We start from the raw sequence: 13,143 nt of genomic DNA on the forward strand, positions 1-13,143 counted from the left end.
AGGCACCTGTTGATATTGGGTAGACGACTCGCCGTGCGCTTAGCGGGCGAGGTGTTCTGCAATCGGACCCAGTGCGAGCGCCGGGATGTACGTGAGCGCGCCCACCAGCAGCACCGAGCCGATCAGCAGCACCACAAACAGCGGGCCGTGCGTGGGCAGCGTGCCGGCCGTCACGGGCAGGCGCTTCTTGGCGGCAAACGTGCCTGCCATCGCCAGCACCGGCACGATGATCCAGAAGCGGCCCAGCCACATCGCAATGCCCAGCGCGATGTTGTAGAACGGCGTGTTGGCAGACAGGCCCGCAAACGCGCTGCCGTTGTTGTTGGCCGCCGATGAGAAGGCGTACAGCACCTCAGAGAAGCCGTGCGTGCCGGGGTTGAAGATGCCGGCCTTGCCCTGCGTGACGACCACGGCGATGGCCGTGCCCACCAGCACCAGCAGCGGCGTGACGAGGATGGCGATGGACGTCATCTTCATCTCGAACACCTCGATCTTCTTGCCGAGGTATTCCGGCGTACGGCCGATCATCAGGCCCGCAATGAACACGGCCAGGATGGCGTACACCAGCATGCCGTACAGGCCCGAGCCCACACCGCCAAACACCACTTCGCCCAGCTGCATCAGGAACATCGGCACGAAGCCGCCCAGCGCGGTCAGCGAGTCATGCATGGCATTCACCGCCCCGCACGACGCTGCCGTCGTGATGGTGGCAAACAGCGACGAGGCCACGATGCCGAAGCGCGTTTCCTTGCCTTCCATGTTGCCCACGGCCTGGTCGATGCCGAGGTTCGCGAGCATCGGGTTGGCATGCAGCTCAGCCCATGCCAGGAAGACGGCCAGCACGGCAAACAGCACCGTCATCGCCGCAAGCACGGCCCAGCCTTGCCGGCCATCGCCCACCATGCCGCCAAACGTAAAGCACAGCGCCGCCGGGATGATGAAGATCGCCAGCATCTGCACGAAGTTGGTCAGCGCGTTGGGGTTCTCGTACGGGTGGGCGGAGTTGGCGTTGAAGAAGCCGCCACCGTTGGTGCCGAGCATCTTGATCGCCTCTTGCGACGCGACCGGGCCCATCGGCAGGGTCTGCGTTTGCGTGGTGGCTTTCTCGGTGACGGGGTTGCCTTGTGCGTCCTTGAGCGGCTGGCCGCTGGCGTCCATCTTCGGGTTGTCGTACGTGGTGGCGGTGACGGTGGTCACTTCCTTGTAGCCATCGAAGTTCTGGATCACGCCCTGGCTCACGAAGAACACCGACACCAGAATCGACAGCGGCAGCAGCACGTAGACCGTGGCACGCGTGAAGTCGACCCAGAAGTTGCCGATGGTGTTGGCCGAGTGGCGCGCAAAGCCGCGGATGAGCGCAATCACCACCGCAATGCCGGTGGCCGCAGACAGGAAGTTCTGCACCGCCAGGCCGAGCATCTGCGTGAGATAGCTCATCGTGCTTTCGCCCGAATAGCCTTGCCAGTTGGTGTTGCTCACAAAGCTGATGGCCGTGTTGAAGGACGAATCCGGCGTGATGGCACCAAAGCCCTGTGGGTTGAGCGGCAGCCACTGCTGCACGCGCTGCAGCGCATACACCGCCAGCGCGCCCAGCACGTTGACGACGATGACGGCCAGCGCGTAGTGCTTCCAGCCCATCTCGGCCTGCGGGTTGACGCCGGCCACGCGATAGAACAGCCGCTCGACGGGGCCAAGCCAATGGGTGCGCGAAGGCTTGTCGCCAAACACGCCGGTCATATACGCGCCCAGCGGTCTGGCCAGAACCAGCAGCACGACCAGGTAGATCGCCAGCTGGAGGAGGAACGCATTCATGGTGTGCCTCGCAGTGTTGTTAGAAGCGTTCGGGCCACAAGAGGGCGACGAACAAGTAGACGAGCAGGACCACCGTGATGGCCCCGGACAGCACATAGAGCCAGGTCATTGCTGTTTCTCCATCGCGTGCGTGGTCGGTTGGTCTTTGGTGGCAAGCCGGCCGGAGAGGGCGAGCAAGCCGCCCACTGCCAGGGCCAGCACCGCAAGGCCGGCGAGATAAACGAGGTCCATATGCGCTCCCCTTTCCTTCAGGTCGTGTTGGTCAGAACGTCTTGGTCACCGCCAGCAGCGCGGTGGCCTTGCCCATGTAGTTGCCGCGCGTGTTGGTGTACGCGGCGCGCGCAGCGTTGGTGTCGATGTACGCAAGCGATGCCGTCCAACCGCTGCCGAAGTCCTTCGTCACGCCCACCTTCCAGTCGGCATACGACGTGCGCACCACCTGATGCGGCACCTGCTGATAGCCCACGTGCAGGTTCAGCGTGAGGCCCCAGAAACCGGTGTCGAAGTTGCCCGACAGATCGAAGTACTGGCTGTGGTGGCTATCCGCAAAACCGAACAGGTTGGAGAACGCATGCGAGTACTTGAACGAGACCGGCCCGTAGCCGATCTGTGCATAACCTTCGGTGGTGTGCGGGCGGGTGTAGCCGTCGGGGTAGCTGCCCGGGTAGTAGTACTGCAGCACGCCCACATCAATGGGCACGTCCTTCATCAGCTCGGTCTTGTAGCCGCCGTAGAAATCCATCTCGATGGGGGCAGAGACGTTGGGGTTGGAATCCCCAAGCCAGCTGATCGACGAGTTCCAGTTGCCCACGTAGAAGCCGTTGGGCAGCGCGTAATCCACACCGCCCTGAATGGCCGGCTTGTTGTTGGTCTGCATGAGACCGCGATAGCGGTATTGGCTGGCCAGCGTGACGTTGGCCGTCAACGGGCTGGCGGGTGCTGCGGCCGGGGCCGGCGCAGCGTCAGTGGACTGCGCAAAAGCGGCCGCGCTCGACAGTGCTGCGGCACAGAAGACAACGCCACCCATGACGGTGGCGTGCGAAGAAACCTTGGCTTGCATGGACCTTTCCCTTGTTGTTTTAGGTGCCGCCCGGCCCGGCGCAGGTGCGCGTCAACTGGGGCCGGATGCGGCGTGCAGGCAGGCTCCCGTCACAGGGCCTGCGTGCAGTGCAACAGTAGGGAAAGGGGGGTAAAAACGGGGTAAAGGTTGGAGGGAGGGGTGTAAACGGGGTGTAAAAATCGCTGAACGGCTAGCGAGAGCTTCCTTGCGAGCCATTGCTGCCGGGGCGCAGCAGTCCAGACGTAAAACACGGCAGGCATTCTCATCGACCAACAGGAGCCGCATGTCGCGGCTCTCTCCGTGCAGATCATGTGCCGCTCAGGCTGAGGCCCCCCATCCCCGCCTTTGCCTCACGCTCTTCCCCGTTCCTCGCGCTCCCCACGCGGCGGCGTCAGCCTGCCGGTGTTGTCGGCGTTACTCATACACCTCGCCGTAGCGGCCCCATTCGATGCAGAGTTTGCTCACGGGAGCTTGGCTCTCAGGCGGTCTAGCCATGTGGGCGGCAATGGCACATATGCATCTTGCTTCTCCGCATCAATACTGTAAATAACCCGGTCATTGCTAAATACAATTTGCGGACTCAGATCGCTATACGTCCTTTCCGCGAGAAGTTCATGCGTTTTTTCATTATAAAGTCTAAAAAGCGTGCCATTCCTATAAGGCAAATAACATATTTCTCCAATATAATAATTGAAATAACTTTTCTCCTGCTCGCAATCATAGGCTTGCTCCCGATGCCGAACACTCATGAAATATTGCGACGCGCAAATTATCGCAATTAAGGAAAGAATAACCTTCAGTATCAATTTCACGAAATCTCGCCCGTTAGCAAGTCAAAATCAATAATAATAGGGCGATGAAAATATATTTTTCTCATGTCGGAGTATAATATCAAATCTTCTCCCTGTTTGTGCTCGATTTGCCAATTCCTGTAGTCATCGTTGCTGACCGGATAATATACTGTCCAGTCTTGAAGCGCCCCATTTTTTGCAACAGGAAATCTGGCCCAGCGAGACTTGGTTATCCTTCCAGCAGCAAAGGCGGCTGGAACAACAATAAATCCGCCCTTGTTCCAATGACCTAAATACTGACTGCCCCCGTCGCTAGGGCGGTCGTAAAATGTGAAGATGTCACGCATATACGCGAAAACCTCATGTATTTCGAGCCTCCCGCGCTGCCGCCTTTCATATGTGACGTATGTTGTATAGCGATATCTTCCCAGTGCCAAGTAGAAGGCGAATGCGCCAAGCGCACCATATAGATCGTCCATGAACCGACCACTCTTCCATTGGACGCCTCTAAATAGCATCGCAAATTGCTCTCCTCCGTTGGCGTCAACGTCAATGAACTGATATTGCCAATGATTATGGAGTTTTTGCATATCCCTCCCGCAAAGATCCCACACATCAACAATGTATGGGGATGGCTCGCTTTTTACAACCTTGCTTACAAGCGTCTTTTTTGCGTTTTCGGAAAATATGCGCCGCCTAACAAGTTCGTCATATTTTTCTTTTGCTCGCTCAAATTTAAGAATCCAATCCATCTTAAACATGGTTGTGTCAATCATGCTTGGTGGAAATTGTTTCCCATCTTGATTTAGGCCAAGTTTTTCGCCTTTATCGCTTGTGATGTAGTTAAGTTCACCAGCAAACCACTTCCTTTGTAGCTTCGCTGCCATCGGGCAGCCGATACGCTCCATCGCATCTGGAATTTGCTGGATATCGAACGGCGCCACTCTGGGCTTTTTGACTTCTGGCTTGGTGGCAGCCTTTTTGGGTTTCGGGGGTGGCGGTGTATTAAGCCAATCCTTGAAGTCATAAAAACTCTCGATCAAGCCTTTCGGCGGCTGCTTTGGTTCTGGCGGCTTGGGTGGGGGCGGTGGTGGGGGTGGCTGATCCCGCAGGGGTGGCGCAGGTTTTGCCATGGACAAGGAAAATTCCTCTGCATCAAGCGCCGTGCAAGTGTTCTTTGAGAGCACCCACCACGGATTCCACAGGATGCTTTTTTCCAGGTACTGCATCTTTTCGTCTGACGTACTCATCTGGCGTGTCTCTGTTTGTATTTCTTGTTTGGATTTAGCAGAAAACCGCCTTGCGGCGGTTTTCATCGCGCACGAAATGTCACTCGACCGCTGCTGCTGCCTCCTTCTTCCTCGGCCCCTTGGCAAACCGCACCGACAACGCCTTCCGCGCCGCATCCAGTCCCTCACCATGGCCAGCCACCTTGAGGAAGGCATACCCCTCCAACGCGGCATTCATCACATCACTACCCAACGCCAGTTGCGAGTCCGTCATCCGTTCATGAATGCGGTCCAGGCGCGTCAGACGGCTGCGCAACAGGTCAAACGCAGCCAGATCACGACGCAGTTCAGCAATGTTGAAGTTGGCGGGCAGCACGTTGGGGTTAGCGCCCAGCACTTCGACGGCCTTGCGGGCAAACGCTTCAGATTTATCGCCCATCTTGGTCAGAAACCGCCGCTGTTCGACCGTGAGGTCGATCAGCCCACCAAGCTTGTCCTCCAGGGTTTTCAGCGCGCCATCCACGGCGGCCAGATCGGTTGGGCTGAGCTGAAATGAGATCAAATTCTGCGACATCGCATTCCTCTGTTACGGGTTGGCAACGTCATGCCGGAAGGGCATGACTGCGCGAGAGTGGATGCTGCGCGGCCCATCTGCAATGCTGCCCCTCATTTTTCAGAAAACACCTATGTGGATGTCGTCCGGAACGCCGCGGATGCGGTTCAGAACCTGAGGCCCCCGGGTTCGGAACGCCACACGTGGCGTTTGGAACCCCGCGGTTAGCGTTCCGAACGGCAGGCATGAGGTTCTGAACCCCATGCTTGGCGTTCGGAACCTCACACCATGGCGTTCCGAACGTTTTTCATCAGGTTCTGAACCTCAAACACAGGGTTCTCAACGCCGCAAGTGGGGTTCTGAGCCTCATGCATGCGGTCATCAACGCCTCGCTTGCTGTTCAGCGGCGCTGCGGCGGCGGTCCGAGGCATCGGCTAAACCCTCCGCGCGTCGATATCTCTGATTTTAGGTCCTTCGTCATTTCGTGTGGAACACAACACTCACAATGACTCCTGGTCGTCGAGCCCGGTGGGCATGTGTGCAGGCCGCTGGCCGGCCTGTGCACATGTCCACGAGGCGTGTTTGATCAGGAGGATGAGTCCATGGGCATTGCCGTAGAAGCTCTGTTCACCAGCGCGCTGGGCTTGCAGCCGCCGTGGGTCGTCGATGACGTCAGGCTCGACACCGCCAAGCGGCGTATCGACTTCGAGATCGGCTGCCACACCAGCAGGCTCGCCTGCCCGGCATGCGGTGCGGCCACGCAACCGGTGCACGACCGGCTGCGCCGATCCTGGCGGCACCTGGACTTCTTCCAGTTCGAGGCCTGGCTGCACTGCGACGTGCCGCGCGTGGCCTGCGGTGCCTGCGGCAAGACCACGCAGGTGGCCGTGCCCTGGGCGCGTCCGGGCTCGGGCTTCACCGCGGCGTTCGAAGCGCTGGCGCTGACCTTGTGCCTGGACCTGCCGGTGCGCCAGGCCGCCGAGTTGCTGCGCTGCAAGGACAAGCGGCTGTGGCGGCGCATCGAGTTCTACGTCGAGCAGGCGCGTGCGCTGGAAGACTTCTCCGGCGTGCGCACGGTGGGCATCGACGAGACCAGCCTGCGGCGCGGGCAGCACTACATCACCGTCGTGCACGACCTGGATCGCAAGCGGCTGCTGTTCGCCACCGAGGGGCGCGAGCACCGCACGGTGGTGGAGTTCGCCGAGGATCTGAAGGCCCATGGCGGCGATCCCGCCCAGGTGCGGCACGTGTGCATGGACATGAGCGCGGCCTACGCCAAGGGCGTGGCGCTGGCGCTGCCCGAGGCGCAGATCAGCTACGACCGCTTTCACGTCGTCTCGATGGCCATCGAGGCGATGGACCAGGTGCGCCGCGCGGAGATGGCCACCGACGCGCAGGCGGTGCGAGCCGCGCTGGGCGCTGGCGGCCGCAAGACGCTCAGGCAGCTGCTGTGGGGCATGCGGCGCAACCCCAGCACCTGGAGCGCCCGCCAGCTCGATGCCATGCACTGGCTGCAGCGCTCGACGCTCAAGAGCGCGCGGGCGTGGCGGCTGAAGATGGCGCTGCGCGCGGTGTACGCGCGGGCCACAGCGCACAACAGCATCGAACAGGCCGCATCCGACCTCAGGGCCTGGCTGAGCTGGGCACGGCGCTGTCGGCTCGAGCCGTTCAAGAAGCTGGCCGCCACGCTCAAGGAGCGGTTCGACGCGGTGGTGCGCGGCATGGTCGATCACCGCAGCAACGCCTTCGTCGAGGCGATGAACGGGCTGCTGCAGCAGGCCAAGCGCGCCGCGCGCGGCTTCAGGACGAGCCAGAACTTCATCGCCATTGCCTACCTGCGCATGTCCAAGCTCAAGCACCTGCCGGCCAGCCCGTTCGCGCCGGCGATGCCCCAGTGACAGTGTTGCTTTCCACACGAAACGACATGGAGCCTGATTTTTACGCCGTTTTTACACCACCCTCTCTAAGCTCCCCACCGCCCGCCACACCCCACACCCGGGCCGTCCATCCGCCCATGGCACAATCCGCAACACCCGCCACAACGGGCCACCCAGCCCACCATGCCTGACGCCACCCCGCGCAATCCTGCGCCGCGCCCCGACCCCGATGCCCTGTTGCAACGCGTGCAGGAAGCGGGCGCACGTGCTGCCATGGGCAAGCTGCGCGTCTACTTTGGCGCGTCGGCGGGCGTGGGCAAGACGTTTGCCATGCTGACCGCCGCGCGGGCGGTGCGCGCGCAGGGGGTGGACGTGGTGCTGGGCGTGGTCGAAACCCACGGCCGGGCTGAGACCGAAGCCCTTATCGACGGCATCGAACGGCTGCCGATGAAGGACGTGCCCTACCGCGAGCGCGTGCTCAGGGAATTCGACCTCGATGGCGCCCTGGCGCGCCGGCCCGCGCTGATCCTGGTGGACGAACTCGCGCATTCCAACGCGCCCGGCAGCCGCCATCCCAAGCGCTGGCAAGACATCCAGGAGCTGCAGGCGGCCGGCATCGACGTGTGGACGACGGTCAACGTGCAGCACCTCGACAGCCTGAACGAGGCGGTGGGCGGCATCACCGGCATCCGCGTGTGGGAGACCGTGCCGGACACGGTGTTCGATGGGGCGGACGAGGTCATCCTCGTCGATCTGCCCGCCGATGAACTGCTGCGCCGGCTGCACGAAGGCAAGGTCTATCTGCCGGAACAGGCCCGGCACGCCGCCCGCAACTTCTTCCGCAAGGGCAACCTGATCGCGCTGCGTGAACTGGCGTTGCGCCGCACGGCGGACCGCGTGGACAACGATGTGCGGGCGTGGCGCACGCAGGAATCCGTGCAGCCGGTGTGGCGCACGCGCGAGGCGGTGCTGGCCTGCATTGGCAGCGGCGACGACGCCGAGCAGGTCGTGCGCAGTGCGCGCCGTCTGGCGGGGCAGCTCGATTGCGACTGGCATGTCGTAACCATCGCCACGCCGCGTCTGGCGCCGCCGTCCGACGCCGCACAGGCGCGCCTGCAGGCGGCGATGCGGCTGGCCGAACAGCTCGGCGCGCGCACCGAGGCATTGGCCGGCAGCGACATGGTGCAGGCCGTGGTGGCTTACGTGCGCCGGCACAATCTCACCAAGGTGGTGCTGGGCCGCGCGCCGGCGGATTGGCGCCGTGGCGGTGCTTCGTGGCCGGCGCGCGGCCGGGCGCTGCTGGCGCTTGCGTTGTCGCCGTTCCTGGGCGCGCAGGGGTGGTTGTTCGGGCGACGCAGCTTTGCCGATGCGCTGGCCGCCGGCTGCCCGGAGATCGACGTGATCCGCGTGGCGGCAGACACCACGCGCGTCGACGTCAAACCGCGCCACGACAGCGGCCGCGCCGATGCCGATGCCGCTGGCACCGACGGTGCACGTCGAAAAGACTACGCTTGGGCCGCCATCTGGTGCGCCGGCGCGACGGCGCTGTCGGCGCTCACGCGGCCGTGGTTCGATCTCGTCAACATCGCCATGCTGTTCCTGGCGGCCGTGGTGGGTGTGGCGTTGCGACACGGGCGCGGGCCCGCGGCGTTTGCCTCGGTGCTGGCGGTGGCGGCCTTCGACTTTTTCTTCGTGCCGCCGCGCTTCTCGTTTGCCGTGAGCGACGTGCAGTACCTCGTGACGTTCGTGGTGCTGCTGGCGGTGGGGTTGGTGATCGGCCAGTTGACCGCCGGCCTGCGCGAGCAGGCGCACCTGGCGGTCGCGCGCGAGACGGAGGCGCGCACGCTCTACGAGCTGGCACGCGAGCTGTCCGCCGCGCTCATGAACGAGCAGATCGTGGCGATCGGCAGCCGCTTCCTGCGTGCCGCGTTCGATGCCAATGCGGCGTTCTTCTTTGTCTGCGCAGAGGGGCGCCTGTTGCCGCCGGTATCCGAGACCGGCGAGCGCAGCGTGACCGAGCACGGCGATGCGGTGGACCGCGTACTGGCGCAATGGGTGTTCGACCACGGCCAGCCGGCCGGCACCGGCACCGATACCTTGCCTGGCAGCTCCGTCCTGTATCTGCCGCTCAAGGCGCCGATGCAGGTGCGCGGCGTGCTGGCGGTGGAGCCCCGCACATGGCGCGCGTTTGCCCAGCCGGCCGTGCGCCGGCAGGTGGACGCGTTCTGCACGCTCATCGCGATTGCGGTCGAGCGGCTGCACTATGTGGACGTGGCGCAGCAGGCGTTGCTGCAGATGGAATCCGAGCGGTTGCGCAGTTCGTTGCTGGCGGCGGTGTCGCATGATTTGCGCACGCCGCTCACCAGCCTCATCGGCATGGCGGAAACGCTGCAGCGCAGCCATCCACCGCTGGCGCCGCCGGTGGCCGACACCGTGCAGGCAATGCGCGAGCAGGCACAGCGCATGCATACCATGGTGATCAACCTGCTCGACATGGCGCGCCTGCAAAGCCGCGATGTCGCCATGCGCAAGGAATGGCAGTCGGTCGAGGAAATCGTGGGCGGGGCGCTGGCCGCCATGCGCGGCGCGCTGGCGCAGCATCGCGTGGTGGTGGCGAACCTGTCTGCGCTGCCGCTGCTGGAATGCGACGCCGTGCTGATGGAGCGTGTCGTCTGCAACCTGCTGGAGAACGCCGCGAAGTACACGCCCGCCGGCACGGAAATCCGCATTGGCGCGCAGGTGCACGGCGATGAACTGCGCCTGACGGTGGAAGACGATGGCCCCGGCGTGCCGCCCGGCAAGGAACGGCGGATCTTCGAGAAGTTCACGCGCGGCGAGCGCGAGTCGGCGTTGGCTGGTGTGGGGCTGGGGCTGGCGGTATGCGAGGCCATCGTGCAAGCGCATGGCGGGCGGATCTGGGTGGAAGCCGCGCAGCGCGCCGATGGGGCCAGCGCCCAGGCGGGCGCACGCTTCGTGGTGGCGCTGCCGCGCGGCAATCCGCCCCGGATCGAGCCTGAGACGGCCGAGCTGGCCTAGGCATCAAGCAAGTACGTAAGAGAGGCGGCACACATGCCATTCGAGTTTTCGCCCACGGTGCTGATCGTTGAAGACGAGCCCCATATCCGCCGGTTCGTGCGCACCACGCTGGAAGCCGAGGGCTGCACCGTGCACGAGGCGGAAACGCTCAAGCGCGGGCTGATCGAGGCCGGCACGCGCAAGCCCGATCTCGTCATCCTCGATCTCGGCTTGCCCGATGGCGACGGCGTGACGCTGATCCGCGAAGTGCGCACGTGGACGGAGGTGCCGGTGCTGGTGCTCTCGGCCCGCGCCGATGAAGGCGACAAGATCGTCGCGCTCGATGCCGGTGCCGACGACTACCTCACCAAGCCGTTTGGCGTGGGCGAACTGGTTGCGCGCCTGCGCGTGCTGCTGCGCCGGCACGCCAAGGCCAATGCGCAGGGCACGTCGCAACTGGCGTTCGGCGATGTGGTGGTCGACCTCGCCAACCGGCTCGTCACGCGCGCCGGCCAGACCGTGCACCTGACGCCCATCGAATACCGCCTGCTGGCCGTGCTGCTCGCCAACCGGGGCAAGGTGATGACGCACCGCGAACTGCTGCGCCAGGTGTGGGGCCCTTCGCAGGCGCAGAGCAGCCAGTACCTGCGCGTCTACATGGGGCACTTGCGGCAGAAGCTCGAAGCCGACCCGGCGCAGCCCGTGCACCTGCTCACGGAGACGGGCGTGGGCTACCGCTTTGCCGGCTAGCCGCCCGCCCACGTCACACGCATTCAGCGATACACCACCACCGGCACGTGCGCATAGGTGAGCACCTTGCGCGTCTCGTTGCCGATCAGCAGGCGGCCCATCAGGCTGCGGTGCCCGTGCGAGGCCATGAAGATGACGTCGCACCCATGCCGCTTTGCCGCGTCGAGAATGCCGAGGTAGGGCTCGGGAAACTGCGACACGTCGGTGTCGAAGTCGATGCCTTCTTCACGGGCACGCTCGGCGATGCGCTCGATGCAATCCTTGGCGTAGCCCTGCACCTGTTCCATGTAGTGCGCGTGCGGGCATTCCCCCACGCCGGCCGAGTAGGCCATGTTGGGAAATTCTTCGATGCACGTGTAGGCGGTGAGCCGGCAGCCCGTGGCGCGCGCGAGCTTGAGGGCACCGTCGATGGCCTTGCGGCATTGCTCGGAGCCGTCGGTCGGCAGGAGGATATGGGCAAACATGGCGGTCTCCATGGGGAACCCATGTTCACGTTACTGCGCCCGTGCGGGCGCCTCTATCGTGGAAAACGCTAGGGGCTGCGACGTCCCGCCAATCCTGCGTGTGCGGGCCCCACGGCGGGCTGCCTATCGGCCCTGCCAGGCCTGCCGATAGCGTGACGGCGATGCACCCAGTTGCATGGAGAAGCGCCGGCTGAAATGGCTCGCGCTGGCAAAGCCGCAGCGCTCGGCAATGGTTGCCAGCGGCAGGGCGGTCGTGCGCAGCAGTGTCTGCGCGCGGGTCATGCGCTGCTGCATCACCCAGTCATGCGGCGCCGCCCCGAACGACGCGCGGAACATCCGCGCGAAATGAAAGGCCGACAGGTTGGCCTCCGCCGCAAGCTCACCGAGCGAGGGCGCCAGATGCAGTTCGGCCTCGATGCGGGCGGCAAGGCGGCGACACACGTGCGGCGCAAGCCCGCCGCGCACGGCAAGCGCGCGTGTGCGGCCCTGCGTCTGCACCAGGTACGACAGCGTGTCGTTGGCCAGCGCGTTGGCGCGCATGCGGTCGTCGAGGTCGGTCCAGTCGAGTTTGGCGATGCGGGCGCAGGCCTGTGCGAGGTGCACGTCTTCGATGAAGGTGCGGTCGTGCAGGGTGAACAGGCGCGGCTCGGCGTCGAGCAGGCGGACGGCGTGCCCGGCCAGCGCCTCGGGCGCGAAATACAGATGGACGAAGCGCATGGGCTGTTCGATCACCCATGCCGACTCATGCTCGGCCGGCAGCATGCACACGCGCCCCGGCGCACCAAAGAGGTTGGGCAGGTCCTGCCGGTGCGTGGTGTAGCCGCCTTGCAGATAGACCGACAGCGTGTGGTGCCCCGGCTGCGTGTAGCGCGCCTCGTCGTGTTCGTTGCGCCAGATGGCGGCGGTCACGCCATCGCCCAGGTTGGCGACACGTTCCAGCGAGGCGCGCGAGCCGCGTGCGAGCGTGCCGAAGACGCTGGCGTCTGCGGTCATGCGTGGGTCTGGCGAGGCGGGGGTGGGAGCGGGGTGCACGCGGCGATGTTACCAACGATCACGCCGCCGCGCGGAAGCCAGAGCGGCGCTACCTCGGCTTGCCCGCGCCCGGCACGGGGATGGCCACGGCGTCGGAATGGCTGCACGCCATGGTGACGCCGGCCTTGTCCACGTCGACCAGCACGGCGCCGGGCTTGTCGGCGGTGCTCGGTGTGCCGGCAAGGCTGCCCGACAGGCGCTGCATGATGGCCTGGCAGGTCGGCGGCTTGCCCTTGGCGGACGTTGCGGACGGCGCAGCCGGCACACTGGCGGACGATGCCGCCGGCGGGGTTGGGGCAGCGTGCGCGCGCGGCAGGGCCACGAGCGCGGCCAGCACCGCCACGGCAATCAGCAGCCGCACGGGCGGGCGCAACGCCACGGGCGAGGAACGGGATGGGCGGGACAGAGATGGCATGACGGTCAAGACACGGGCATCCAATGCGCCTGCGGGATCACGGGCAGGCGGGCTCTCATGCAGTAACGGCACATGGGCGCGAAACTTGACGCGGCAATCTGCCTCATCGGTCACGTGGGCGCGCGTTTGCCGCGGCAAGATGCGA

General features: G+C 64.4%; 12 protein-coding genes. 3 read left to right on the top strand and 9 right to left on the bottom strand.

The genetic code is table 11. The annotated features are described in order from the left end of the window. Positions 1 to 39: 39 nt before the first annotated feature. From kdpA to TK49_RS21580, 6 genes are all read right to left on the bottom strand, one after another. A complete protein-coding gene (kdpA, locus tag TK49_RS21555) occupies positions 40 to 1,812 on the bottom strand; it encodes a potassium-transporting ATPase subunit KdpA (protein WP_045219908.1) in 1,773 nt (590 codons plus the stop codon). A 19-nt stretch (positions 1,813 to 1,831) separates the two neighbouring features. Beyond that, positions 1,832 to 1,921: a K(+)-transporting ATPase subunit F gene (kdpF, locus tag TK49_RS21560; protein WP_004628487.1), complete on the bottom strand. Its 90-nt coding sequence runs from the start codon at positions 1,919 to 1,921 to the stop codon at positions 1,832 to 1,834. Beyond that, positions 1,918 to 2,043: a hypothetical protein gene (locus tag TK49_RS25120; protein WP_004628489.1), complete on the bottom strand. Its 126-nt coding sequence runs from the start codon at positions 2,041 to 2,043 to the stop codon at positions 1,918 to 1,920. The genes kdpF and TK49_RS25120 overlap by 4 nt, the downstream gene beginning before the upstream one ends. 31 nt (positions 2,044 to 2,074) lie before the next feature. Then, entirely contained in the window at positions 2,075 to 2,872 is a 798-nt protein-coding gene (locus TK49_RS21570) for a TorF family putative porin (protein ID WP_045219910.1), read from the bottom strand. Between the two features lie 808 nt (positions 2,873 to 3,680). Then, entirely contained in the window at positions 3,681 to 4,979 is a 1,299-nt protein-coding gene (locus TK49_RS21575) for a DUF6402 family protein (RefSeq protein ID WP_240480030.1), read from the bottom strand. Positions 4,980 to 4,992: 13 nt separating this feature from the next. Beyond that, positions 4,993 to 5,466, bottom strand: a complete 474-nt coding sequence (locus TK49_RS21580; protein WP_045219912.1) for a hypothetical protein — start codon at positions 5,464 to 5,466, stop codon at positions 4,993 to 4,995. A gap of 581 nt (positions 5,467 to 6,047) precedes the next feature. Here TK49_RS21580 and TK49_RS21585 point away from each other — a divergent pair. The 3 genes from TK49_RS21585 to kdpE all read left to right on the top strand — a co-directional run bounded on the left by TK49_RS21585 (position 6,048) and on the right by kdpE (position 11,087). Next, a complete protein-coding gene (locus TK49_RS21585; RefSeq protein WP_045219915.1) occupies positions 6,048 to 7,343 on the top strand; it encodes an ISL3 family transposase in 1,296 nt (431 codons plus the stop codon). Between the two features lie 162 nt (positions 7,344 to 7,505). After that, a complete protein-coding gene (locus tag TK49_RS21590) occupies positions 7,506 to 10,358 on the top strand; it encodes a sensor histidine kinase (RefSeq protein ID WP_082076373.1) in 2,853 nt (950 codons plus the stop codon). Positions 10,359 to 10,391: 33 nt separating this feature from the next. Continuing rightward, entirely contained in the window at positions 10,392 to 11,087 is a 696-nt protein-coding gene (gene kdpE / locus TK49_RS21595; RefSeq protein ID WP_045219919.1) for a two-component system response regulator KdpE, read from the top strand. A gap of 23 nt (positions 11,088 to 11,110) precedes the next feature. Here kdpE and TK49_RS21600 read toward each other — a convergent pair whose 3' ends face one another. From TK49_RS21600 to TK49_RS21610, 3 genes are all read right to left on the bottom strand, one after another. Continuing rightward, positions 11,111 to 11,551, bottom strand: coding sequence for a universal stress protein (locus TK49_RS21600; protein WP_045219921.1), 441 nt, complete (start codon positions 11,549 to 11,551; stop codon positions 11,111 to 11,113). Positions 11,552 to 11,674: 123 nt separating this feature from the next. After that, positions 11,675 to 12,544, bottom strand: coding sequence for an AraC family transcriptional regulator (locus tag TK49_RS21605; RefSeq protein ID WP_045219923.1), 870 nt, complete (start codon positions 12,542 to 12,544; stop codon positions 11,675 to 11,677). Between the two features lie 88 nt (positions 12,545 to 12,632). Then, a complete protein-coding gene (locus tag TK49_RS21610) occupies positions 12,633 to 12,998 on the bottom strand; it encodes a hypothetical protein (protein ID WP_045220483.1) in 366 nt (121 codons plus the stop codon). Between the last annotated feature and the right edge of the window lie 145 nt (positions 12,999 to 13,143).

It is taken from the genome of Ralstonia mannitolilytica (assembly GCF_000954135.1).
GTDB classification, from domain to species: Bacteria; Pseudomonadota; Gammaproteobacteria; order Burkholderiales; family Burkholderiaceae; genus Ralstonia; species Ralstonia mannitolilytica.

Coding starts and splice junctions, on each gene's coding strand:
- TK49_RS21590 (WP_082076373.1), top strand. CDS start 7,506: ATGCCTGACGCCACCCCGCGCAATCCTGCGCCGCGCCCCGACCCCGAT.
- TK49_RS25120 (WP_004628489.1), bottom strand. CDS start 2,043: ATGGACCTCGTTTATCTCGCCGGCCTTGCGGTGCTGGCCCTGGCAGTG.
- TK49_RS21585 (WP_045219915.1), top strand. CDS start 6,048: ATGGGCATTGCCGTAGAAGCTCTGTTCACCAGCGCGCTGGGCTTGCAG.
- TK49_RS21610 (WP_045220483.1), bottom strand. CDS start 12,998: ATGCCATCTCTGTCCCGCCCATCCCGTTCCTCGCCCGTGGCGTTGCGC.
- TK49_RS21580 (WP_045219912.1), bottom strand. CDS start 5,466: ATGTCGCAGAATTTGATCTCATTTCAGCTCAGCCCAACCGATCTGGCC.
- TK49_RS21600 (WP_045219921.1), bottom strand. CDS start 11,551: ATGTTTGCCCATATCCTCCTGCCGACCGACGGCTCCGAGCAATGCCGC.
- TK49_RS21605 (WP_045219923.1), bottom strand. CDS start 12,544: ATGACCGCAGACGCCAGCGTCTTCGGCACGCTCGCACGCGGCTCGCGC.
- kdpF (WP_004628487.1), bottom strand. CDS start 1,921: ATGACCTGGCTCTATGTGCTGTCCGGGGCCATCACGGTGGTCCTGCTC.
- TK49_RS21570 (WP_045219910.1), bottom strand. CDS start 2,872: ATGCAAGCCAAGGTTTCTTCGCACGCCACCGTCATGGGTGGCGTTGTC.
- kdpE (WP_045219919.1), top strand. CDS start 10,392: ATGCCATTCGAGTTTTCGCCCACGGTGCTGATCGTTGAAGACGAGCCC.
- kdpA (WP_045219908.1), bottom strand. CDS start 1,812: ATGAATGCGTTCCTCCTCCAGCTGGCGATCTACCTGGTCGTGCTGCTG.
- TK49_RS21575 (WP_240480030.1), bottom strand. CDS start 4,979: ATGAAAACCGCCGCAAGGCGGTTTTCTGCTAAATCCAAACAAGAAATA.